This is a genomic window from Psychrobacter immobilis, assembly GCF_904846235.1.
GTDB lineage: Bacteria > Pseudomonadota > Gammaproteobacteria > Pseudomonadales > Moraxellaceae > Psychrobacter > Psychrobacter immobilis_C.
Map to the genome: position 1 here is coordinate 22941 of NZ_CAJGZN010000003.1, position 23305 is coordinate 46245.

The 23305-nt window shown below is 43.7% G+C and carries 21 protein-coding genes and 1 tRNA gene; 12 read left to right on the forward strand and 10 right to left on the reverse strand.

Annotation, left to right across the window (positions count from 1 at the left end):
• Positions 1 to 6: 6 nt before the first annotated feature.
• The 4 genes from JMX07_RS02575 to JMX07_RS02590 all read left to right on the forward strand — a co-directional run bounded on the left by JMX07_RS02575 (position 7) and on the right by JMX07_RS02590 (position 5310).
• Entirely contained in the window at positions 7 to 726 is a 720-nt protein-coding gene (locus JMX07_RS02575; RefSeq protein ID WP_201606158.1) for an ABC transporter ATP-binding protein, read from the forward strand.
• A 19-nt stretch (positions 727 to 745) separates the two neighbouring features.
• Positions 746 to 3373, forward strand: coding sequence for an ABC transporter permease (locus JMX07_RS02580; RefSeq protein WP_227684591.1), 2628 nt, complete (start codon positions 746 to 748; stop codon positions 3371 to 3373).
• Positions 3374 to 3487: 114 nt separating this feature from the next.
• Entirely contained in the window at positions 3488 to 4810 is a 1323-nt protein-coding gene (locus JMX07_RS02585) for a valine--pyruvate transaminase (RefSeq protein WP_201606160.1), read from the forward strand.
• 32 nt (positions 4811 to 4842) lie between these two features.
• Positions 4843 to 5310, forward strand: a complete 468-nt coding sequence (locus JMX07_RS02590; RefSeq protein WP_201606162.1) for a hypothetical protein — start codon at positions 4843 to 4845, stop codon at positions 5308 to 5310.
• 20 nt (positions 5311 to 5330) lie between these two features.
• On the opposite strand, the gene JMX07_RS02595 is transcribed toward JMX07_RS02590, so the two are convergent.
• The 3 genes from JMX07_RS02595 to hisB form a co-directional block, all read right to left on the reverse strand.
• Positions 5331 to 5699 (reverse strand): hypothetical protein, encoded by a 369-nt coding sequence (locus JMX07_RS02595; RefSeq protein WP_227684602.1) that lies wholly within the window; start codon positions 5697 to 5699, stop codon positions 5331 to 5333.
• Between the two features lie 204 nt (positions 5700 to 5903).
• On the reverse strand, positions 5904 to 6539 hold the full coding sequence (gene hisH / locus JMX07_RS02600; protein WP_201606166.1) for an imidazole glycerol phosphate synthase subunit HisH: 636 nt from the start codon (positions 6537 to 6539) through the stop codon (positions 5904 to 5906).
• A 201-nt stretch (positions 6540 to 6740) separates the two neighbouring features.
• Positions 6741 to 7406 (reverse strand): imidazoleglycerol-phosphate dehydratase HisB, encoded by a 666-nt coding sequence (gene hisB, locus JMX07_RS02605; protein ID WP_220455963.1) that lies wholly within the window; start codon positions 7404 to 7406, stop codon positions 6741 to 6743.
• Between the two features lie 386 nt (positions 7407 to 7792).
• Between hisB and JMX07_RS02610 the strand changes: the two genes are divergently transcribed.
• Positions 7793 to 8215 (forward strand): hypothetical protein, encoded by a 423-nt coding sequence (locus JMX07_RS02610; protein WP_102094866.1) that lies wholly within the window; start codon positions 7793 to 7795, stop codon positions 8213 to 8215.
• A gap of 123 nt (positions 8216 to 8338) precedes the next feature.
• Positions 8339 to 8414, forward strand: a tRNA-Phe gene (locus JMX07_RS02615).
• A 123-nt stretch (positions 8415 to 8537) separates the two neighbouring features.
• Here JMX07_RS02615 and JMX07_RS02620 read toward each other — a convergent pair.
• The gene (locus JMX07_RS02620; protein ID WP_201606168.1) at positions 8538 to 8894 is read right to left on the reverse strand and encodes a hypothetical protein; all 357 of its coding nucleotides are present in this window, start codon (positions 8892 to 8894) and stop codon (positions 8538 to 8540) included.
• Positions 8895 to 9100: 206 nt separating this feature from the next.
• Here JMX07_RS02620 and JMX07_RS02625 point away from each other — a divergent pair, with 206 nt between their 5' ends.
• The gene (locus tag JMX07_RS02625) at positions 9101 to 9601 is read left to right on the forward strand and encodes a DUF4385 domain-containing protein (protein ID WP_201606170.1); all 501 of its coding nucleotides are present in this window, start codon (positions 9101 to 9103) and stop codon (positions 9599 to 9601) included.
• Positions 9602 to 9731: 130 nt separating this feature from the next.
• Complete coding sequence (locus tag JMX07_RS02630) at positions 9732 to 10415, forward strand: phosphoglycolate phosphatase (RefSeq protein WP_201606172.1); 684 nt, start codon at positions 9732 to 9734, stop codon at positions 10413 to 10415.
• Between the two features lie 49 nt (positions 10416 to 10464).
• On the opposite strand, the gene JMX07_RS02635 is transcribed toward JMX07_RS02630, so the two are convergent.
• Positions 10465 to 12054 carry a YifB family Mg chelatase-like AAA ATPase gene (locus tag JMX07_RS02635; RefSeq protein WP_201606180.1) on the reverse strand — a complete coding sequence of 530 codons (1590 nt, stop codon included), beginning with the start codon at positions 12052 to 12054 and terminating at the stop codon, positions 10465 to 10467.
• Between the two features lie 430 nt (positions 12055 to 12484).
• Here JMX07_RS02635 and hemN point away from each other — a divergent pair, with 430 nt between their 5' ends.
• Positions 12485 to 13963 (forward strand): oxygen-independent coproporphyrinogen III oxidase, encoded by a 1479-nt coding sequence (gene hemN / locus JMX07_RS02640; RefSeq protein ID WP_413786654.1) that lies wholly within the window; start codon positions 12485 to 12487, stop codon positions 13961 to 13963.
• A gap of 77 nt (positions 13964 to 14040) precedes the next feature.
• Here the strand turns inward: hemN and JMX07_RS02645 are convergent, their stop codons facing one another.
• The 3 genes from JMX07_RS02645 to JMX07_RS02655 form a co-directional block, all read right to left on the reverse strand.
• Entirely contained in the window at positions 14041 to 14901 is an 861-nt protein-coding gene (locus JMX07_RS02645; protein WP_057762202.1) for an SPFH domain-containing protein, read from the reverse strand.
• A gap of 16 nt (positions 14902 to 14917) precedes the next feature.
• Positions 14918 to 15397 carry an NfeD family protein gene (locus JMX07_RS02650; protein ID WP_201606185.1) on the reverse strand — a complete coding sequence of 160 codons (480 nt, stop codon included), beginning with the start codon at positions 15395 to 15397 and terminating at the stop codon, positions 14918 to 14920.
• 229 nt (positions 15398 to 15626) lie between these two features.
• Entirely contained in the window at positions 15627 to 16166 is a 540-nt protein-coding gene (locus tag JMX07_RS02655) for a porin family protein (protein ID WP_102078619.1), read from the reverse strand.
• A gap of 304 nt (positions 16167 to 16470) precedes the next feature.
• Here JMX07_RS02655 and JMX07_RS02660 point away from each other — a divergent pair, with 304 nt between their 5' ends.
• The gene (locus tag JMX07_RS02660; protein ID WP_201606186.1) at positions 16471 to 17703 is read left to right on the forward strand and encodes an 8-amino-7-oxononanoate synthase; all 1233 of its coding nucleotides are present in this window, start codon (positions 16471 to 16473) and stop codon (positions 17701 to 17703) included.
• Between the two features lie 71 nt (positions 17704 to 17774).
• A complete protein-coding gene (locus tag JMX07_RS02665; protein WP_201606189.1) occupies positions 17775 to 18584 on the forward strand; it encodes a methyltransferase domain-containing protein in 810 nt (269 codons plus the stop codon).
• Between the two features lie 133 nt (positions 18585 to 18717).
• On the opposite strand, the gene dnaK is transcribed toward JMX07_RS02665, so the two are convergent.
• Together dnaK and grpE are read right to left on the reverse strand one after the other, a co-directional pair.
• Entirely contained in the window at positions 18718 to 20658 is a 1941-nt protein-coding gene (gene dnaK / locus JMX07_RS02670) for a molecular chaperone DnaK (protein ID WP_057762214.1), read from the reverse strand.
• Positions 20659 to 20841: 183 nt separating this feature from the next.
• Positions 20842 to 21441 carry a nucleotide exchange factor GrpE gene (grpE, locus tag JMX07_RS02675; protein ID WP_057762215.1) on the reverse strand — a complete coding sequence of 200 codons (600 nt, stop codon included), beginning with the start codon at positions 21439 to 21441 and terminating at the stop codon, positions 20842 to 20844.
• Between the two features lie 433 nt (positions 21442 to 21874).
• Here grpE and JMX07_RS02680 point away from each other — a divergent pair, with 433 nt between their 5' ends.
• Complete coding sequence (locus tag JMX07_RS02680; protein ID WP_201606197.1) at positions 21875 to 23287, forward strand: alpha/beta hydrolase; 1413 nt, start codon at positions 21875 to 21877, stop codon at positions 23285 to 23287.
• The last annotated feature ends 18 nt before the right edge of the window (positions 23288 to 23305 follow it).

Sequence of the window (23305 nt, forward strand, 5' to 3'; positions counted from 1 at the left end):
ACTGTAATGACATTATCACCTTCGACTGTCACAGCAACGCCACAAGCAGATGCTAAGACACAAGCACTACTGACCGCTTCACAATTAAACAAAACCGTGCAAGTCGGTGAGCAAAAGTTGTCCATCATCAAAGACGTGGATATCTATGTCAACGCTGGCGAGTTTGTGGTCATCATGGGCAAATCAGGCTCAGGCAAATCTACTTTGTTAGGGTTACTCGCAGCGTTAGACTATCCCGATAGCGGTACGGTGTCGCTGGCAGGTCAAATGCTTAGCAGTCTTGACGAAGATGCTCTGGCGGTGATACGTCAACAGGATATGGGCTTTGTCTTTCAGTCGTTTCATCTACTGCCCACACTGACCGTCGCCGAAAATATCGCCTTTCCACTTGATATAGCCAGACGTCCAAACCCATCACGAGTAGACGAGCTGATAGATGCAGTCGACTTAGGTCATAGACGTAACAGCTTACCCAATCAATTATCAGGTGGTGAGCAGCAGCGTACAGCAGTAGCACGAGCACTGGTATCGCACCCAAAGATTGTCTTTGCGGATGAGCCAACGGGTAACTTAGATGAGCAAAATGCCGATCAAGTCATGCAGCTGCTATTGGATTTACGCCAACAGGTTGGCTCGGCATTGGTGGTTGTGACTCATGATCCTGCACTTGCCGAGATGGCAGATCGCGTCATCACCATGCATGATGGGCGGATTGTACCTACATGAATAACTGGATTGTATCTTAATGAATAGTAAGCCCACAGACAACAAATCGCCTGATATAAAAAAGACTGATACCAGTATGCGTCAAGAGACCAGTTATTCTAGCGGTATCCTCAATCAATTTTTCACCAAAACACTAGGCTCGCAAGCACTCAGTCGTAGCTGGTGGCAGCGCTGGGTGTATCCTGTGTTGTTTCTACTGACCTTGACCTTGTCGCTTGCAACCTACCTGACCCTCGACTCGGTGCAGCAGTCTGTCGATAGCTATATCAATGACAATCAGCGCGCGCTCGTTGGTGGGGATCTAATCTTAAACAGTAAGCAGGACTGGCCAAGCGAAGTATTGTCACAGGTAGAAACTATCCCTAATACACAGACGGTGTATGACTATCAGTTTAGCGCCATGCTGGTCAATGATGAGCAAACCTTGCTTGCCAGCGTCAAAGCCGTCTCGCCGTCGTATCCCTTATACGGCACAGCGGAACTTGCCTCAGGACAGTCGCTGTGGGATCAGCTAACATCTGACAGCGTGATCGTCGCGCCAGAAGTGCTCAGTAGTCTACAGGCCGATGTCGGCGACCGTATCACCATTGGCGATGCGCAGTTCACAATCAGTGATGTACTGACCAAAGAGCCTGACCGTCCGCTGACTACCTTTGGTTTTGGTGGGCGTGTGTTGATGAAACAAGATGCACTCCCGTCAACCAACCTATTGGGGCAACGCAGCCGCATAAACTATCGTATCGAGATGGCAGGCGACCCAGAGCTGATAACCACGCAGCGTGAACAGCTTACAGATATCCTGACCAATTATCCTGATATCGAGCTCTCTGATGCTGAGTCCGCAGACACCTCTGTCTCGCGTATCTCTGATAATGTGCTGATGTTTTTAAAACTGCTGGTCATCGCGGTGTTACTACTATCCGCGGTCGCCATGTATGGCGTCATTAGTGCGTTTGTCAGTAAGCAGCAGTCCAATAATGCCATTCGATTGGCGCTCGGCGAACCGCTTGGCTCACTCAAACGTAGCTATTATCAATTGCTTATCGTCACGACTGTCATTGCTTGTATCGCAGCGGTTGCCCTTAGTTTGGGCTTACTTAAAATCGGACAACCGTATCTAGTGGCTATCTTGCCTGCCGATGTCGGTCTAGCCATCAACCCAATCAGTGCCATCAAAACCATTGTGATTGCCTTAGCCCTGACGCTACTGATTGCGCAGCGTGGTCTAAGCGCACTTAACACCACTAAACCCGCTACCCTACTCAATCAAGGAGCAAGCACGCAGTCGCAAAACCTGCCGTGGTATCGACGCACGCCATTACTGTGGTATGGCATCGTGCTGGCAGGGCTGTATGCCTTCTTTGCTTATGAAGTGGGTTCGCTGTCATTAGGCGCACAGCTATTGGGCGGCTTGATTGGCTTTGTAGCGATATTTTGGTTATTGGCGCGTGGGTGGCTGTGGCTGCTTAATAAGTTAGCGAGCAATACCAAGGTCAGTTGGATGCAGCGTATCGCCATCCATAACCTTGCACGTAAAGGCAATCAATCGGCTTTGTTCTTTGTCACCTTATCGTTATCGGTAGCAGTGCTGACGCTTATCACCACGCTCAATCACAGTATCAATGCGCAGTTTATCAACGCCTATCCTGAAGACGCGCCTAATCTGTTTTTGCTCGATGTGCAGAGCGATCAACATGACGATATTGATGCGATCATTGAGGCGCCCGTCACTTATTATCCCGTCATTCGTGCCCGTGTGGAAACGGCAAATGATGTGGCGGCAAAAGATATCGAGCCTGCTGATGGGTTTGATGATCCCACGCGTGTCTTTAACTTGAGCTATGCAGATACGGTCATGGAGACAGAATACATCACTGAATCGCTCACAGATGATGCGCTATATACCCCTATCGATGCGACAAATGAGCAAATCAAACCCTTGTCTATCTTGGACACTGCTGCCAGTATGCTCAATGTCGGTATGGGTGATCAGGTGCGCTTTAATATTCAGGGTATCGAAATCATCGGGCAAATCACCAGTATTCGCACGCGCTATGAGCGTGGCCCAAGCCCGTATTTCTATTTCTTATTTGAACCGTCTGTGCTGTCCGCTGCCCCGCAGATTCAATTTGCCACTGCACATGTGTCAGAAGATGCGATTCCAGAGCTACAAGGCAAACTGGTACGTGAGTTCCCTGCTGTCACTACGATTGATGGCACTGCTATCGCGAAGCAAATCCAAGAACTGGTGGTACAAATGAGCCGCTTGGTCTATGTGTTCACCTTGCTTGCCCTGCTCACTGGGGTAATGGTGCTAATTAGCTCGCTACTATCTACCTCGCAAGACCGTATGAAAGACAGCGCGTCATTTAGACTGCTCGGTATGCAAAAGCGTGACCTATATATGCTCAATATCCTAGAGCTGGGTGTGCTTGGTATTAGCGCGGCGACATTTGCCGTTGTGATCGCCAGCGTTGGCGCATGGGCAGCAATCACGCAATGGTTTAATCTACAATTTAGTGTGCCGTGGACGAGCTTGGCTATTGGCGGTGCAGCATTAATCGTATTGCTGTTTGCCATTGCTATTATTTATGTAAGATTGGTGATTGGACGCGGGATTATGGCGAGAGTTCGGGCGATGATTTAGCAATAGTTTATTTTACGATTCCAACTCGTTTAAAACTGACTATTTGCTATACTAGCCCAACTTTATCGGTTAAATACCAACTTATAACACCTTCCCAAACAGCATGGTAGCCTTATGAAATTCTCAAAGTTCGGTCAAAAATTTACCCAACCCACTGGCATCTCACAATTGATGGATGATCTGGGCGATGCGCTAAAAAGCGATCAACCTGTCAACATGTTGGGCGGTGGTAACCCTGCCAAAATTGATGCCGTTAATGAGTTGTTCTTGGAGACCTATAAGGCGCTGGGTGTTGATAATGATGCAGGCGTGCCCAATAGTAGCGCGATTATCAGCATGGCGAACTACTCTAATCCGCAAGGTGATGCCGCTTTTATCGACGCCTTAGTTGGCTTCTTTAACCGTCATTACGATTGGAACCTCACTTCAGAAAACATCGCCTTGACCAATGGCTCACAGAATGCGTTTTTCTATCTGTTTAATCTGTTTGGCGGCGCGTTCACAGATGAGAAGAACGAATCTATCGACAAGTCCATTCTACTGCCATTGACCCCTGAGTATATTGGCTATAGTGATGTGCATGTCGAAGGTCAGCATTTCACCGCCGTATTACCGCATATCGATGAAGTGACGCATGATGGTGAGGAAGGCTTCTTTAAATATCGTGTCGATTTTGACGCATTAGAGAACTTGCCAGCGTTAAAGGAAGGTCGTATCGGCGCGATTTGCTGCTCACGTCCAACCAACCCAACTGGCAACGTGTTGACCGATGACGAAATGGCGCATTTGGCCGAGATTGCCAAACGCTATGACATTCCGCTTATCATTGATAATGCCTACGGTATGCCATTCCCTAATATCATCTATTCAGACGCGCATTTGGCGTGGGATAACAATACGATTCTGTGCTTTAGCCTATCGAAGATTGGTTTGCCTGGTATGCGTACCGGTATTATCGTGGCCGACGCCAAAGTAATCGAAGCAGTTAGCGCGATGAATGCCGTGGTCAATCTAGCGCCGACACGTTTCGGTGCAGCAATTGCCACGCCACTGGTAGAAAACGATCGTATCAAGCAATTGTCAGATAACGATATCAAACCGTTTTATCAAAAGCAGGCGACACTCGCGGTCAAGCTATTAAAAGAAGCCTTAGGCGATTATCCGTTGGTCATTCATAAGCCTGAGGGCGCGATATTCTTATGGTTATGGTTTAAAGACTTGCCGATTAGCACGCTGGATCTATACGAGCGCCTAAAAGAAAAAGGCACGCTTATTGTACCAAGCGAGTACTTCTTCCCCGGTGTCGATGTCAGCGATTATCAGCATGCGCACGAATGTATCCGTATGAGTATCGCGGCGGATGAGCAGACACTGACTAATGGTATCAAAGCCATTGGTGAAGTCGTGCGTGAACTGTATGATGAGGCTAATAGCTAATAAATATAGCTAACATATAAACCTAGAGTCTGATGGCTATGTACCCAATATTTTTACTCTATGGCATATTTATATTTTCAGCTATTTTTTTGGTGTGGATCTTAATAGCGCTCATAACTGACTTTATATTTTTATGTTTTCCAAAAGTAGATTCAAAGGTTTTAAGCAAAAGAGTAGTGATTACTTCTGCCAAATTCTCTTATCTGGTTGATGTACATGAGCTTTTTATTAAGTATCAATATGAGTTCGAAGGTGTCATCTATACCAGCACATTACTGAATGCTTTTGGAGGGGTGCGTAGTTTTGGTGAAAAAGGAGTTAGAAAGGCAGTAGCGAATTCGATAACTTCAGAAGACAGAATAGCTGTCTATGTCTGCCCTTTTTACCCGAAGCTGGCTTATGCTTTGCCGTTTGGATGGAGTAAATTTTTGGTGTTGCCGATAATTGCTGTGGTATTAGCTTTGTTCCTCTCCTCAAGCAACAAACTAAATATTTTTTGAGGTACAACAAAAAACGGACTTTAATAGTCCGTTTTTTTATGGCGTTTGGTCAGTGAAGTCGATTTATTGGTTGGTCGAAAGATAGTCGTCCACTTATTCAGCGCAAAGAGCACATAAGACAACATACAAGTATTGATCAAATCACGGATACTCGCGAGTATCTGATCACGGCTCAAGCCAGTTAAGCCAAGCGATTCAATCGTATCTCGATTGTCCAAATACTCACCCAACAGCGCAATACAAGTCACGACGATCAATGCGATAAATGACCGAATACCTTGGCTTTTTATAATAGGTCGCAGCGCAACCAGACACAGCAGATAAACACCGACACCGACATAGATATGTAAGGCATCTTTGGCAAGGCCAGTTGTTTCCACAACATTCATTTTAAAGGCAGTAAAATCCACTGAGATATTCCAAATATAAGCGAGTAGAAAATAACTGAGCGTATCACTAAACCATGATGGCTAAACTATAATAGCTAAAGAATGGCAGCTAAAAAGTGATGGCTGAGCATAAAAAAGGCAGATTATACAATTGATAATCTACCTTCTACTAAATTAAATATTCACTTCACGTTTATCAACTACTTACACATTCCACTCTACGAAGTTTTTGAGCAATTGCAAGCCAGCAGTATGGCTCTTTTCTGGATGGAATTGGGTGGCAAATAGATTGTCTTGGATCACACTGGCGCAGAACAGTTGACCATAGTCACATACCGCCGCTACTTGTGAGCTATCGGCAGGCTCACAGTAATAACTATGCACAAAGTAAAAATGCGCATTGTCTTCGATACCGTGCCAGAGCGGATGGTCAAAATCCATACCGCTGATGGTATTCCAGCCCATATGCGGTACTTTTATCGTCGCACCCTGCTTGTCTTTCCACGTAGGGTCAAACGCTTCTACAGTGCCGTTTAAGATGCCTAGGCAGTCCGTACCACCATTTTCAGCTGACTGCTCAAACAACGCCTGCATGCCCACACAGATGGCCATAACGGGCTTGTTAAACACTGCATGACGTATGACATCATCAATGCCCGCCTCGTGCATACCAGCGATACAATCACGCATCGCACCCACACCAGGGAAGACAATTTTATCAGCCGCCGCAACGACTTTTGGATCATTGGTGATAGAGACTTCTGCCCCAACTACTGATAAGGCTTTGCTAGCAGAATGCAGGTTGCCCATACCATAATCTAATAGTGCTATTTTAGTCATCGATTGGTTCTCATTTTTAAATATTTTGACTACTGTACTATTTATATTATTGACCATTTATATTGTTGGCTATTGCCCTTTCTATTATCGCGGGTGTAGATAAGGTTTTGCTACAAGGAGGTCAAGCGCAGGCTGTACAACCAGTACGCCAAACTTGACTGGCCCTTTTGAGTAATCTTGTAGAAGAGCCTTAAGTGCGCCTTAGAAAGCCTCTTTGGTCGATGGCAAGGTGTTCAATGCACGCTCATCGTACTCACAAGCCATACGTAACGCACGAGCAAAGGCTTTAAAGGTTGATTCGATTTGATGATGGCTGTTTTTACCTTTTAGATTGTCTAAATGCACCGTCATCCATGAATGATTGACGAACCCGTAAAAGAACTCACTGAACAAATCAACATCGAAACGGCCGACGTGCGAGCGCGTAAATGGAATGTCCATATGCAAACCAGGACGCCCTGACAGATCGACGACGGCACGGGTCAATGACTCATCTAGCGGCGCATAAAAGTGCCCATAACGACGAATGCCTTTTTTGTCACCCAATGCTTTATTGAACGCTTGGCCAAGGGTAATGCCAGTGTCTTCGACGCTATGATGGTCATCAATAAACGTATCACCGGTACATTTGATATCTAGGTCAAACAAACCGTGACGCTTAATTTGATCAATCATATGATCCAAAAATGGTACGCCAGTGTCTACCGTGCCTTTACCTGTACCATCCAGATTGACGGTACAGGTGATTTGCGTTTCGGCAGTGATACGTTCAACGGTCGCGATACGTTCAGGGCGACCATATAGATTTACGTTTTTTGACTCAGTTTGCTCAGGTGTGGCAGCAGTCGTCGTTGCATTGGCTGTCATGGCTACTCTCTATCAGTTTTTTATCAGTGAAAAGCGGTCAATAAATAAGGTAAAAACCTGCCCAAAATATCTTACTAGTGTCTGGGTCAGACCTTAGCAGAAACTATATTAGAAAATGATATATACAAAAGATATCAACATATTAGGGCTGATACATACTAAATATTATATAGCCTCATCATAGCAAACCCTAACATTTACTGCCACGACCAAGCGGTAAACCACGCACAAAATCGCCTCATTCTGCTAAAATAGTGTGTTTAGTATTATCAATCATGACTCGCGCTGACTTTGAAAACCCTTACTTACGGCACTGCACGCTATGACTTGTGCTGTCTCATGCTGCTTATTTATACTATAGAAACCCTCTATTTATAGGAACTGCTATGCCTTTAGAAGCGATCGCCATTAATAGTTTGGATGCGCCACTTATCAAAAAACCTGCTCGCGACAACGAGCTAGCAGAGCGCTTGCAAGCGTTGTACGATAGTGATGATGCACAGCCTGACGGTCTCGAGGTATTAAATATCATTAAGCAAGGGTTTAAACGTGGACAGTACCTCTATGTCGGGATGTTCAATGATAAGCCTATCGCCGCGGTCGCCTGCTTTGATGACGGGCAGACCAATGCTAAGCGCCTGCAGTACCTCACTGTGCATCCAGAGAATCGTAAACGTGCTATCGATGCCAAGTTTATTAAACTGGTCTATGATTGCGAAGTTAGAAAAGGCGTACGTGAATTTGTCCCTGCTGACGCCGATATTCACCGTATCATGAGTGAGTACGAACTTCTGCGTGTAAAAGACTAAATTGAGTGCTAAAACGGTTAATTTTACTAATATCTAATTATTTATCGTCTTTTATCAGATATAATGCAAAAACAGCTTGACAGAAGCGCGTATATTTAGTTTAATAGCGACCTCAACGAAGACGGCTCGATAGCTCAGTAGGTAGAGCAACGGATTGAAAATCCGTGTGTCGGCAGTTCGATCCTGCCTCGAGCCACCATTCGTTAATAGAATTCTAAAAGCCCTGAACAGCAATGTTCGGGGCTTTTTTTATGTTTAAAATTTATCGTATTCTTTAGCGTTCATTCTATTCATGCGTCGCTCTTATTCGTAGAGCCGACCACTATTCGTACAACCGACCACGTAAGAGTAAATTGCAGCGCTCACGCGAATCCAAGTCGTATATAGTTGCGCGGTAATCAATACCGTGACGCCCCTCAAAGAATATTACTCGGTCGCCTACTGCCAAAAAACAAGACGTGCGCGCATCATAGATAAAGCCATCTATCACGAATGCTAAATCGCGATCTATCTCGCGTACCGTATACGTCTCACCTTGCGGAATCAAACGTTCAAACCACGCGCTGTGGGCAGCCGTAGTAGCTAGTATGCTTGTCGTTAGCAATAGCCACGCTACCAGTATATTTTTTGGTAATCGCAAACGGCTGAGCTCATTTACACTTATTTTATTTCTCAACATAACATCTCTCGTAGCATTTTATTCATCATACTCATAGCCTTCATACGTCTCACAGTTGACTTTACCATAACCATTTTAACTCACCGCTTTTGATGCTAAATACCTACTGTCACGGTTGCATAACATTTTTGTGCTTTTTTCTAAACAGCTTGGCTAAGTATACTCAATAACCATATACGAGTAGATAAAAATAATAGGTCATAGATATGAGAGAGTTTGATTACGACTTGGACTATAAGAGTTTGGATTTGCGCGCTCAGCCTGAGTTGTACCGTGTCGGTCGCGGTGAGCAAGGCGTATTACTGGTAGAACCTTATAAGTCTGAGATTCTGCCCCATTGGCGTTTTGCGACTCCCGACATCGCCCGCGAAAGCAGTGAAGCTATCTATCAGATGTTTTTAGATTACTTGGCTAACGACGACTTCGTCGGCGCAGATATGGCGCGAAAGTTTATACAAATGGGCTATACCCGCGCTCGACGCTATGCCAATCATAAAGGCGGCAAAAAATATAAAGGCGCAGTACCTGATGATAAAAAAGGTCAAAGCGGCGCTCATGGCCGCGAAGAATTGCCACGACAAGAGGAAGACCCAGTCAAAGCAGAATCCGCACGAATCTTTAAAGTTAAATGGGATGAATGCCGTGAGAACAAAGATTACTTAAGAATGAAAAAAGAGCATCGTGAACGCTATAAAGATGTCGAATAGATGCTAATGCTCAAGACATTTGCTCAAGACATTAAGCACAACAGATAACTAAAGTGACTGGTCTCAAAACGCTACTGTGCTAAGGTATGCTCAACATAATAAATATAACGATTTTTAATAGTGAGGAACAATGAATAAGCAGCTTTTGATTTTTGATTTTGATGGAACGCTCATTGATAGCGTACCTGATTTGGCCGACGCAACCAACGCCATGCTAACCACATTGGGTAAAGACACTTACCCTATCGAGACGATACGCAATTGGATAGGAAATGGTTCACGACTGCTCGTAGAACGCGCTTTGGTTGGCAAGGTAGAAGTAGCAGATGGCGAGCTAACGGGCGAGGAAGCCGATCATGCAGAGCAAATATTTTTTGAGGCTTATAAGAATCTTAGTGGTAGCAAAACCGTTGCCTATCCAGATGTCGATGACGGACTCAAAAAACTGCATGCTGCTGGCTATACACTTGCTTTAGTCACCAACAAGCCCATTCGATTTGTACCGAAGATATTGCAGTCGTTTGGTTGGCAAGACTTATTTAGTGAAGTTATGGGCGGTGATAGTTTAGCTGTCAAAAAACCAGACCCAACGCCCCTACTACACGTCTGTGAGACTCTCAATATCAGTGTCGAGCAGTCAGTGATGATTGGGGACTCTAGGAACGATATGTTGGCTGGACAGAACGCCAATATGGACACGCTCGGCCTGTCTTATGGTTATAACTATGGGCAAGATATTCGCGAATTAAATCCGACTGAGGCATTTGATCACTTTGCTGACTTGGTTGCTTGGATTATGAAAGATAAAGTCTAGTCTATGTGAAGTCTATCTTTCATCACAGTGTAACTTTCTCAAATATAGATTATGCTTTACTACGATAGCTCAGCGCCTCAGATACGTGCGCGCTGTTGATATCGGTACTGTTAGCCAAATCCGCGATTGTACGCGCTACTCGTAATACTCGGTGGTAGCCACGCGCTGATAAATTTAGACGCTGCTGAGCAAGTTGCAATAATTGCTTTTCATTGTCGCCTAGCTGGATATATTCATCGATTTCGCTAGGGCTAAGCTCATTATTAACCTTTTGCTGGCGCTGCATTTGATGCTGATGCGCGATTGCTACCCGAGCCCGTACTTGCTTGGAGGTTTCACCTACCTGACTATTTTGCAGATCGGCAATCGGTAATGCAGGCACGGTAATATGCAAATCAATACGATCTAAGAGAGGCCCAGATAGTTTGTCTTGATAGCGTTTTATCTGCTCAGGTCGACAGCGACAACGTCCTGATGTATCGCCATCATAGCCACATGGGCAAGGATTCATCGCGGCAACCAGTTGAAAATTCGCCGGAAAAGTCATTTGAGAGTTAGCGCGACTAATGGTAATTTGTTTGGCTTCTAATGGCTGACGTAATACCTCAAGCACGCTCCGATCAAACTCTGGTAACTCATCTAGAAATAACACGCCTTTATTAGCTAGTGTAATTTCACCCGGTTTTGGCCGTGAACCACCACCGACTAGTGCTACTGCTGATATCGTATGGTGTACTTGTCTGAACGGCCGCGTCCCATAGTCATAATCGCTGTCTGCCACCGAATAGGTACTGGCAACCTCTAGCGCATCTTCATCACTTAAGTCTGGCAATATTGTTGGCAATCGTGACGCCATAAGCGTCTTGCCAGAACCTGGTGGCCCTGTAAATAACAATGAATGACCGCCCGCAGCGGCAATCTCTAACGCGCGCCGAGCATGGTGCTGTCCTTTGACATCAGCTAAATCCACTTGATAGCCGATATGCTTCTGAGCAGGACTTGGCTGCACCACTGACAAATTCTCATAGCTTGCACTTGGGTCAACGAGCGACTGCAGATGGTCGCAAACTGCTTTTAGACTCTGAGCAGCTAGTATCGTTACGCCATCAACGCGGCTGGCCTCACGACCATTATCAATCGGCACGATCAGTTGCGGTGTTGTCGGCGGCGAGTTATTTGAGTTATTTGAATTATTTTGCTCTTGGTCACTCGCTGCTACCTGAGACAACGCTATTGCCAATTTCTCAGCTTTGATTGCTCGTGCGACTGCCAAACTACCAGTTACTTGTCGCAATTGACCATTGAGCGCTAATTCGCCAATAAATTCAAATCCTGATAGCACCTCTGGCTCAAGCTGTCCGCTTGCTGCCAGTATACCAATAGCAATTGGTAAGTCTAAACGCGCGCCATCTTTTGGCAAATCAGCAGGGGCTAAATTAATCGTGAGGCGGCGGTTAGGAAACTGGAAACCTGAATTGAGAATAGCAGAGCGTACCCTGTCTTTACTCTCACGCACAGCGGCTTCAGGTAGCCCAACGATGGTCAATGCAGGCAGTCCTTGCGATAGATGCACCTCAATGATGACCTTGGGAGCATGCAGACCAACCACCGAACGGGTATAGACTTGGGCAAACGACATCAGCATCTTCCTAATACAGAGTGTCATTGATAATAAAGTATTATTTATCAACGCGCAAACGTCGTGTTTTATTGCTGGTGTAGAGAGAATCACCAAAACCTCAGCGTCGTTCTGAGGTTTTTTATGTATAAATAACGCTCTACTTCAATAATTAAGAATACTCACCGACCACCCCACTGCTAACAAGGATTTGTTATACTATCTATTATACATTTAGCGATACATACTGCTGCCAATGATGTATTCGAATCTTATTATTAATCGTTGATACAAGCGAAAAATAAACACCAAATCCGAAAACCTTGATGATATAAAAACCAGCAGTATCTAGAGTAAAAACGAGGAATATCGCATGACAGACTATTTAGAACAGAACACTCAGCAGCCCTACAACCGTGCGGACGAGCCGCCCACGACTGTGCGCCCTGTTATGCAACCTGACAACCCTTATGCCAGTACACGCGGCAGCATTACGAGTAAGCAGCTACCAGCATTTGATGAATCAATTATCAATAAGTACAATCGCTCAGGGCCACGTTATACCTCTTATCCGACTGCTCTAGAGTTCGCGCCAATACCAGATAGCTTCGAGAATATCGGTCTTGAGACGAAAATCCTGCAAAACCGTGAAGCGCGTGCCCCCTTATCTTTATATTTTCATATTCCGTTTTGTCGCCACCTTTGCTACTACTGTGCTTGTAATAAGATTATTACCAAAAAAAATAGCGATTCTGGCGATTACTTGCAGTATTTAATCGCTGAAATTACGCATAAGCGCCGCCTGTTATCTACGCCAGAAGGCAGCGACAAACCATTGGTCAAACAGCTACATTTAGGCGGTGGTACGCCAACGTTTTTACGTGACGAAGAGATGGTGCAATTATGGGAGTTTTTACAGACTCAGTTTGATTTTTTGCCAGAAGATGAAGGTGACTACTCTATCGAAATTGATCCTCGTGAGCTGAGTGAAAACACTCTGAAAATATTGCGTAATCTCGGTTTCAACCGTATCAGCTTAGGCGTGCAGGACTTGGATGAAACGGTGCAAATCGCCGTTAATCGTGTGCACTCAGCAGAGCTTATTGAAACCGTGCTAACAGAAGCACGTGAGCTTGGTTTTCGCTCTATCAATATTGATTTGATTTATGGTTTGCCGCATCAAACACCTGATACGTTGGACAAAACTGTAAATCGTATCATCGAGATGTCACCAGACCGCCTGTCAGTCTTTAACTATGCGCATTTGCCTGAGCGATTTAAGGCCCAACGTCAGATAAAAGATGAAGACTTGCCTAGCCCAGCTGCCAAACTGACGATGCTCGGTAGTACTGTCAATACATTGACCGAAGCTGGCTATCAATATATCGGTATCGATCATTTTGCCAAACCGGATGACGAGTTGGCTATTGCCCAGCGCGAAGGTAAATTACATCGTAACTTTCAGGGTTACACCATCATGGGTGACTGTGACTTATTGGGCTTTGGTGTCTCATCAATCAGTCAGATTTCTAATGCCAATACGCGCTATATTTTGCAAAACGATACTGATCTACAGAGCTATCAAGCCAAGATTGATATGGCGAAAATTAATCCGACTGTCATGCCTGCGGTAAAGTACATAAAAACCTCTATCAAAGATCGCTTGCGTGAGTACGTCATCATGAACCTACTATGTCATGATTACCTCGATTTTAAAGATGTGAATCAAAAATTTGGTATCGATGCCATCACCTATTTTATTAATGAGATTCAGCAGTTGGGCGCTATGCAAGACGACAGACTCATTGATATGGACGCAGCAGGTATTCGCGTCTTACCCAGAGGTCGCTTGCTTGGCCGTAACGTCGCCATGGTATTTGATGAATACTTAGAAAAGAAACATCAAAACCGCTTTTCGAAAGTTATCTAAGTTAGCGAGTCATTCCTCAATTATTAGACATAAAAAAGACCTCAAGCGAGGTCTTTTTTTAATATTGCTATGACTTTTTACACTTTTAATTTATCACCGACCATACCTTTTACGGTACTTAAGATATCTGCTGGTAGTACCACCATTTTAGAGTTATCAGACTCAGCCAACTCTCGTATCGCTTTAATATATTGCTCACCCAATAAGTATACGATCGGCATCTCTTCCTCACCCATCGCACTAGTAATCAAACGAATCGACTCTTCAGAACCTCTGGCTAGTACTACCTGCGCTTCAGCATCACGGCGTGAAGCCTCCAATCGACCATCTGCTTCTAAGATAGCAGCTTGTTTTTGACCATCAGCACGGGTCACAGTTGCACGGCGTAAACGCTCTGCCGCTGCCTGCTCTTCCATAGACGCTTGCATGGTCTGCGAAGGGTTAATATCTTGAATCTCTACTGTCTTAAGGGTAATACCCCAATCCGCGATATCTTCTGAAATCGCATGTTTGAGCTTGGTTTTGATTTCGTCACGACTAGACAATGCACTATCAAGATCCATCTCACCAATGATCGAGCGCAATGACGTTTGTACTAGATTACGGATACCGTACTCATAATCTTCAATACCATAGACCGCCTTATCAGGACGCACGATATTAATATAAGCGACAGCGTTTGCAATGATAACGACGTTGTCACGAGTAATGACTTCTTGTGACGGGATATCAAGTACGATGTCCTTAGTCGTTACCTTATAAGCCACATCATCTACATAAGGGATGATGAGGTTGAGACCAGGCTCTAACGTTTGGCTATATTTGCCCAGTCGCTGTACTACCCATTTATAACCTTGCGGTACAATACGTACGCCTTTAAACACGGTGAATACCACCAGTGCAATCAATACCACCATGACAATACTAAAGCTTTCCATAACTCATCCCTTATTATTATACCTGCATACTTTTATGCATCGCTGCCTGCGCTTTTGTACTGCTCACAATCAGCTCGTTGCCAACGATATCCGTCACTATCACTCTATCGCCGATTGCCACTTGCTCCCCTCTCGTACGGCACATCCATTCAGCCGCACCAACGATAGGAACACTAAATCTAACTGTGCCAGCTTTATCTAGCTGCGGTGACACGATAATCATCCCCACTTCACCAATTATGACACTACCGCCTAGCCCAGCTTTGGTACGATCTACTGACAACGGTTTGATAAACTTGAACCAAGCCAGTAAGAACACAGCAGAGAGCACTAACCAGACGATAATCTGAACAGAAACAGAAAGGGGCAACAGCCATGATAGCGCTGCAACGATGATGGCAGCGGCACCAAACCACAGACTGGCAAACGTCGGTACAAACATCTCGACTATTAGTAATAAGAAGCCCAATACTAACCAATGCCAAGGTTCAATCATCCAAAGTATCTCCATCCTTGCCACCATTCCTATCTTTATCATTCCAGTTTTTAATGTAGCACATTTTTAAGGATAACAACGCTTTAACGATAATGATATATTACTTATTGGATGCTTATAAATTACTAACTTAAAGTCCTTAACATAAATTTTAAGAGAAAAAAAACGACCACTTAAAGTGATCGTTTCTTTATTATAGCTGTTTGCTAAAAGCTTGTTTTCTAAATAATTAGAACTTTAAGTTAGCACCAACAGTAAGCAGCTTAGTATCTGCATCACTATCCATCATGGCATATTCTGTTTCAACATTGAAGTTAGGATTCACCGCATAGCCAAGACCGATGCCACCAGCAATACCAGTATCACTCACTGAATCACTGCTACCGTCGTTAAAATCAGCTTCTAGCTCTGTTTTAGCGATACCAAGCTTACCTTTGGCATACAGTGCAGTATTTGGGAACGTGTAACGATAAGTACCGTACGCACCATAAGTTTTCGTATCATAATCGCCAGCATTATTGTCTAGATCAGCATCATCTGAACCAACATATTCAACTTCCATACCAAAATTAGGATCGAAGTTATAACCAGCATACACACCATACGCAGTTGGATCGTCGCCGCTTACATCATTATCGAACTGACCAATCTTAGCACCAACATACGGTTGACCTGTATAGCCGTTACCATAATTAACGGCAGCTTGTGCACCTACAGTAAGTAAAGAACCAGTTGCTAGTGCAAGTATAGTTTTTTGTAGAGTTTTCATTATTAGCTCCTTCAAGTAAATTTGGACAAACAAGTTATTTAGTTGTATTGACCATTTGGCCGTATCGCCTTGTTTGCTAACGATGGGTACATAGTAACAAACTATTTCAGACACTCTGTCAGTGTTTAATGGTATGAGAGTTAAGATTTGAAAGCATTTGTCAGTGCTCGGGTTACAAAGGCCTAGATATGAAACCTTTTGTTACATCCACCCAGTTTATGCAATAATTCGTACTCATTTCATATTTTTCTTGCTATACAAATCAGATAAATATGGCTGATATAACAATAATTAGAGAGAAAAAATGCAAAATTCTATCACTGAGCGCTTACAAACTGCACTTGCAGACTTAAAAGCAAAGCAGCAGTACCGCCAATTACCAAACTTGCAGCACGATGGAAGATACGTTATTAGCAATAGTAAAGCTCTGCTTAATATTGCGAGTAATGATTATCTTGGCTTAGGCGGTGATACCGAGATGCAAGCTGAGTTTCTTACTCAAGTGGGACAGCTATCTACTACACACACTCCTAAAATGAGTGCCACCTCCTCACGCCTACTGACAGGCAACGATATACAGTTAGAAGCCCTAGAAGAAGAACTGCAAAATTGGTATCAAAGCGCCATAGAAAAACAGAGTTTAGCCGATTCAAAGTCGGTGCTGGTCTTAAATAGTGGCTATCACGCCAACCTAGGTATCTTGCCAGCATTAACAATTTTGCCAGTCAAAACACTCATTCTGGCTGACAAGCTAGTACATGCCAGCATTATCGATGGGATGCGCTTGAGCCAAAGTAAACTTGTTACCTATCGACGTTACCGTCACAACGATTACGAACATTTGGCCAAGTTTATTGAACAAGCAGACGAGACGGTTGAACGCATCATTATTGTCACCGAGAGTATATTTAGTATGGATGGTGACCGTGCTGACTTGCCTGAACTAGTACAATTAAAATCCAAAGATGCTCGTATTGAGCTGTATGTCGATGAAGCACATGCTATTGGAGTGCTTGGCGATACAGGTCTAGGATTGGCGGAAGAAACGCATACCTTGGCTGATATTGACTATTTGGTGGGTACCTTTGGTAAGGCATTTGCTTCAATAGGTGCTTATATAATGTGTGATGAGGTCGTCAAACAATGGCTGATCAATGCCATGCGTCCATTGATTTTTAGCACTGCACTTCCTCCTATCAATCACGCATGGACACGATTTATTTTAGCAAAGATGCCGACCTTAACTGATCAACGTGCGCATCTAGCACAGTTATCTACCACGCTTAGCCAAGCCATTAACCCACGGCACCGTGTATCGCCAACCTTGGAAGATATACACTATGAATCCCCTATCGTTCCTTATATATTAGGCGATAATGCGAGTACCCTTGTCAAAGCGCAAAAGTTGCAAGCCGCTGGATTTTACGCGCTACCTATCAGGCCGCCTACTGTGCCTGCAAACACTGCTCGCATTCGTTTAGTTATGAATGCCAAACTGACTAACGAAGACTGTGCGCGACTGATACAGCAGTTGTAATTTTATCGTTTGACACAAACTTTATTTCTACTATTGATAGATAACTGGCGCACTTGGATATAATAAAGCCTATGACAACATTCGACACAGTTGATGACCTCAGTGTTAGAAAACAAACCATCGCTCGCCACTTTGCCAATGCAAGTGACTATGACCAGCATGCCAGTATCCAGCAGACCGTTTGTCAGTATTTATTAGACAGTATTGCTCATACCAAGCAAAGCAGTGTGTTGGAAGTGGGTGCAGGCACAGGTCAAATGACGCGCCTACTCGCTGATCATATTCAAAGCCAGTATTGGCTTATTAACGAGTTATGTAGTGAGCAGAGTGCTACATTGCAATCAATACTGCCAACTGCTGACGTAATGATTGGTGATGCTGAAACGATAGATTTAGCAGAAAATCATAGCTTGATAATCAGTGCTAATGCCGTGCAATGGTTTGATAATCCGTTGAGTTTCGTCACGCAATCAGCGCAGCGTTTACAATCTGGGAGACAGCTGGTCTTTAGTACTTTTACGCCAAATAACTTTTTGCAAATTAAAACTCTCACGGGCCAAGGACTTCACTACCCAGATATTAATGAATGGCAATTGGCATTAGATAGTGCTGGCTTTGAGAATATCGAACTTTCTATTAAGCGCTTTGATTTACCATTTCCAACCCCCTACGCTATCTTGAAGCATATGAAACTCACTGGCGTATCGACCAATCAAACGCAAATACAATCAGACGATACTCAAACCTTTATATGGACAAAATCCCGTCTACAGCAATTTGAGTCAGACTATTGGCAGCAATTCTCAGAAAAGAATGACATAGGACAGCTCGTGGTTAATTTAACCTATGAAGTGCTCATAGTGAGTGCGTTTAAACCTTAATTTATTAACTGATAGTAAAAATAGTGGCTAGTAGGAACTGTGGCTAATAGGCATAACAACATTTAGAAATAGCAGCCATAAAAAAACGCACCCCAAAGGATGCGTTTTTTCATTTAACTAGTTAGTAGCCGTATTATTTTTTGTCTTCGTCTACTTCAGTGAACTCAGCATCAACGACGTCGTCATCAGCTTTGTTGCTACCAGCATCGTCAGCACCTTGTTGGAACTGGCTTGGATCCATACCTTCTGCGCCAGCGCCGCTATCAGCGTAGATTTTTTGGCTGATTGGCAAGAATGCATTGTCTAATGCTTCAAGCTTAGCTTTGATTTCGTCATGGTCATCTTCTTTCGCTGCAGCTTCAAGCTCAGTGATCGCAGATTCTACTGTTGATTTTTCTTCATCAGTGACTTTATCTTCTGCTTCTTTTAGCGCTTTTTGTACCGCATGGATACGACCATCTGCTTCGTTACGAACTTGCGCTAGGTTAGCGAACTTCTCATCTTCAGCAGCATTAGCTTCTGCATCACGAACCATTTGTTCGACTTCTTCGTCCGACAAGCCAGAATCCGCTTTGATCTGGATGCTTTGTGCTTTACCAGTACCTTTATCGGTTGCTGAGATATTCATGATACCATCAGCATTGATGTCAAAAGACACTTCGATTTGTGGTAAGCCACGTGGTGCTGGTGGAATATCCGTCAAGTCAAAACGACCAAGCATTTTGTTTTGGTTAGCAATTTTACGCTCACCTTGATATACCTGAATCGTTACAGCTGGCTGATTGTCTTCAGCCGTTGAGAATACCTGTGATTTCTTAGTAGGAATCATGGTGTTTTTCTCGATAACTGGCGTCATAACACCACCCATCGTTTCGATACCTAGGGTCAATGGCGTTACATCAAGTAGCAATACGTCAGTTTTGTCACCAGACAATACGGCACCTTGAATCGCTGCACCAGCTGCAACTGCTTCATCAGGGTTCACATCTTTACGTGGCTCTTGACCGAAGAAGTCTTGTACTTTTTGCTGTACTAGTGGCATACGAGTCTGACCACCGACCAAGATTACATCGTTGATGTCGCCAATTTTTAGGCCAGCATCTTCAAGTGCAGTCTTACAAGGACCCATTGTACGTTGTACTAATTCTTCAGTTAGGCTCTCTAGTTTCGAACGGCTGATAGTTACAACCAAATGCTTAGGACCACTGCTATCAGCAGTGATGTATGGCAAGTTCACTTCTGTGCTTTGTGCACTTGATAGCTCAATCTTCGCTTTTTCAGCCGCTTCTTTTAGACGCTGCATCGCAAGAGAGTCACCTTTTAGGTTCACGTCTTGCTCTTTTTTGAATTCAGCCACTAAGAAATCAATCAATGCTGAGTCAAAGTCTTCACCACCTAGGAAAGTATCACCATTGGTCGCTAGTACTTCGAACTGTTGCTCGCCGTCTACGTCTGCGATTTCGATGATTGAGATATCGAAAGTACCACCACCTAAGTCATATACAGCAACAGTGCTATCGCCTTGCTTCTTGTCCATACCATAAGCAAGTGCAGCAGCAGTTGGCTCATTGATGATACGTTTTACATCTAGACCAGCGATTTTACCCGCATCTTTAGTTGCTTGACGCTGTGAGTCATTGAAGTAAGCAGGTACAGTTACAACTGCTTCTGTCACGCTTTCACCAAGATAATCTTCTGCTGTTTTTTTCATTTTTTTCAAGATTTCAGCAGAAACCTGTGGTGGCGCAAGCTTTTTACCGTTGATTTCTACCCATGCATCGCCGTTGTCTGCTTTAGCGATTTTGTAAGGAACCATGCCGATATCTTTTTGCACGACTTTGTCATCAAAACGACGACCGATCAAACGCTTAATCGCAAACAAAGTGTTGCTTGGGTTGGTTACTGCTTGACGCTTAGCTGACTGACCAACAAGCGTTTCGTCATCTTTATAAGCGACGATTGATGGTGTTGTACGAGTACCTTCAGCATTTTCGATGACTTTAACTTTGTCACCTTCCATTACTGCTACACACGAGTTAGTAGTACCTAAATCAATACCAATTACTTTACCCATAATCAATTGCTCCTAATTTGTTTTTAACTATAAATACTTATTTATCCAGACCGTAGTCGGTCACTTGTTGCTATATATCGGTTTACCCGTCGTATTTTTCAAGGTGATAATCACGCAAAAACTGTGTTTCATGTCATTTTTTGTGAAAAACCTTCATATTAGTAGGGTTTAGCCTTAAAAATATTACTGACCAACACGAACCATGGCTGGACGTAATAGACGACCGTTTAGGCTATAGCCTTTTTGTAGAACCGTACCAACTGTATCTGCCGCTGCTTCTGGGTCAATACCCACTGCTTCATGGAAGTCAGCGTTGAATTTTTCACCTTGTGGATCGACCACTTCTACGCCGTTTTTGGTCAATACTGCAACCAATGCTTTGTGCGTTAATTGCACACCCTCAGCGACTGGATCATTGGCATCGGCATTTTCGATAGCGCGCTCTAAGTTGTCAACGATGTCTAACAATTCTTTGGCAAATTTCTGTAATGCAAACTTTTTGCTCTTATCCGCTTCTTGCTCCATGCGTTTTTGCGCATTGTAAGCTTCAGCGTTAGCGCGTGCAGTACCTTCTTTGGCTTGTTTTACCTCGCCTTCTAGCTCAGCAATACGCGCTTTGAAAGTATCAAGGTTGATTTCGTTTTCGATAGTCGTTTCTTCACCTGAATTATTCTGTGGATCAAACTCTTTCATGGTTTCTTCTAAGATACTGTCATTGTGATCAATATTCTCATGTGCCACATTTTGGTCAAGATTTTCGTGGTTCGGGTTTTGCTCGCTCATGATAGCTCCTTGAAATTTCAATAATGAATATTAAGAGACGGCACAGTAGACCAAATCATTACTGGTCCTACTATGCCATTATTAAATGCTCGATGTTTCTAACTCATTGTTTTTTTAATACGCTTCAATAGCTGCTTGATAAAGGTGATAAGGACAAATTTCAAGCCTAGAGCAAAGGAATTTTTACCATTTATGACAAATATTCGTGAAGTCTGATTAAAGATATGCATCTAACGTTTTTACTCCATGTCAATAAATCTCAATATTTGCTCACAAAAAGAACAAAAAACCACTATTTATTCCAATTGCTTTACGCTTATTAATCAAGCTATTACCAAACGATACGCTATTATTCTGCTAGCTATTTTATCATTGCTATAAATATTATCGCCCACACTCAAATGCACGCTAAAAATCATTTATGAGAGCTGTTATGTCTAATTCAAAAAATTTATCTATCAATACTTTGCTTAATAAAGCATTGATGACATTGCACTTAGCGTCAAAAGAACATCTAGCGTCAAAAGAATCATCAAATCAAGATACGAAAGCGTATGACTCATTAGAAAAACGTCTAAGCGTTAAAGAAAAAATACTCGCTTATAACCCTGTGGCAAACTATCAGCCGCATACATTGCACTATGCAATGAAAAGTCTCGGCTACCTACCAGACCCTATTTTAGAAGGGGTGATTGGTTACCTTAAAGGTCCCAACTCAAAACAATATATGCATGCAAACGCTCACCTGCGTTTCATCCTTGCAGTAAATAGCTACCTCAAAACACCGTTAGAACTAACCCCAATGCCCGAATTGCGTGAGAGATTTACTGCTGATGCAGTAGCCATGCAATCACCTAGAGTATGGCAGCAAGCCAGTACTACTATGCTAAGCAATATAAAGCCCTTCACTAAAAAAAATGATTCGCCTGTTAGCTGGAAAGATGAAACGATTGCCAATGCAGATGATGGCGACATGACTGTCCGTTGTTATAAAGCGGGCGGCAAAAAATCTGGTTTTAGAAGAAAACGTATCCATAATCCTGATGAAACAGTCATGCTGTTTTTTCATGGTGGTGGGTTCTGCATTGGTGATGTCGATACACATCATGAGTTCTGTCATGCAGTCTGTGAGCAGACTGGCTGGTCTGTGGTTAGTGTCGATTATCGCTTAGCGCCTGAATGCCCTGCTCCAGCAGCATTAAAAGACTGTATCACTGCGTATGATTGGTTGGTTGAGCACTGTCACACGTTGGGCGCACTACCCTCTCGTATCGTCTTGGCAGGTGATAGCGCAGGTGGTGGTCTATCAACTTTAATTGCGCAGCAGTTGACCGCACCGAGTAAAAGCGCATGGGCAGACCTAGGGATAGAAGGTCAGAAAATGTTTAATCTATTAGAAAAACTACCCGAACCTCTAGCGCAGATGCCTTTGTATCCAGTCACTGATATTGAGACAGACTATCCAAGTTGGGAGTTATATGGTGAGGGTCTACTATTAGATCATGCTGATGTAGCAGTATTTGATGCTGCTTGCCTAGAGAATAGTCCGCTGCCTCGCTTACACATACTGAACTCACCTATGTTGGGTGATAATAGTAAAGTTTGCCCAACTTACATTGTAGCTTCTGAGCTCGATGTATTACGTGACGAGGCATTTGCTTATGCAAAGCAGCTGAGAGGTTATGGCGTTGCTGTAGAGACCTATACTGTGCTTGGAGCACCGCATGGCTTTATACACTTTATGAGTGTTCATCAAGGTCTTGGACAAGAGACAAGCAATATTATTCATGGCTTTAGCAGCTTTGTACGTGAAATCATCAATACACAATCCCAGTTAGCTGCATAAACCGTTAGTTATTTAGTT

Coding starts and splice junctions, on each gene's coding strand:
- JMX07_RS02575 (WP_201606158.1), top strand. CDS start 7: ATGACATTATCACCTTCGACTGTCACAGCAACGCCACAAGCAGATGCT.
- JMX07_RS02580 (WP_227684591.1), top strand. CDS start 746: ATGAATAGTAAGCCCACAGACAACAAATCGCCTGATATAAAAAAGACT.
- JMX07_RS02585 (WP_201606160.1), top strand. CDS start 3,488: ATGAAATTCTCAAAGTTCGGTCAAAAATTTACCCAACCCACTGGCATC.
- JMX07_RS02590 (WP_201606162.1), top strand. CDS start 4,843: ATGGCTATGTACCCAATATTTTTACTCTATGGCATATTTATATTTTCA.
- JMX07_RS02595 (WP_227684602.1), bottom strand. CDS start 5,699: ATGAATGTTGTGGAAACAACTGGCCTTGCCAAAGATGCCTTACATATC.
- hisH (WP_201606166.1), bottom strand. CDS start 6,539: ATGACTAAAATAGCACTATTAGATTATGGTATGGGCAACCTGCATTCT.
- hisB (WP_220455963.1), bottom strand. CDS start 7,406: ATGACAGCCAATGCAACGACGACTGCTGCCACACCTGAGCAAACTGAG.
- JMX07_RS02610 (WP_102094866.1), top strand. CDS start 7,793: ATGCCTTTAGAAGCGATCGCCATTAATAGTTTGGATGCGCCACTTATC.
- JMX07_RS02620 (WP_201606168.1), bottom strand. CDS start 8,894: ATGTTGAGAAATAAAATAAGTGTAAATGAGCTCAGCCGTTTGCGATTA.
- JMX07_RS02625 (WP_201606170.1), top strand. CDS start 9,101: ATGAGAGAGTTTGATTACGACTTGGACTATAAGAGTTTGGATTTGCGC.
- JMX07_RS02630 (WP_201606172.1), top strand. CDS start 9,732: ATGAATAAGCAGCTTTTGATTTTTGATTTTGATGGAACGCTCATTGAT.
- JMX07_RS02635 (WP_201606180.1), bottom strand. CDS start 12,054: ATGTCGTTTGCCCAAGTCTATACCCGTTCGGTGGTTGGTCTGCATGCT.
- hemN (WP_413786654.1), top strand. CDS start 12,485: ATGCAACCTGACAACCCTTATGCCAGTACACGCGGCAGCATTACGAGT.
- JMX07_RS02645 (WP_057762202.1), bottom strand. CDS start 14,901: ATGGAAAGCTTTAGTATTGTCATGGTGGTATTGATTGCACTGGTGGTA.
- JMX07_RS02650 (WP_201606185.1), bottom strand. CDS start 15,397: ATGATTGAACCTTGGCATTGGTTAGTATTGGGCTTCTTATTACTAATA.
- JMX07_RS02655 (WP_102078619.1), bottom strand. CDS start 16,166: ATGAAAACTCTACAAAAAACTATACTTGCACTAGCAACTGGTTCTTTA.
- JMX07_RS02660 (WP_201606186.1), top strand. CDS start 16,471: ATGCAAAATTCTATCACTGAGCGCTTACAAACTGCACTTGCAGACTTA.
- JMX07_RS02665 (WP_201606189.1), top strand. CDS start 17,775: ATGACAACATTCGACACAGTTGATGACCTCAGTGTTAGAAAACAAACC.
- dnaK (WP_057762214.1), bottom strand. CDS start 20,658: ATGGGTAAAGTAATTGGTATTGATTTAGGTACTACTAACTCGTGTGTA.
- grpE (WP_057762215.1), bottom strand. CDS start 21,441: ATGAGCGAGCAAAACCCGAACCACGAAAATCTTGACCAAAATGTGGCA.
- JMX07_RS02680 (WP_201606197.1), top strand. CDS start 21,875: ATGTCTAATTCAAAAAATTTATCTATCAATACTTTGCTTAATAAAGCA.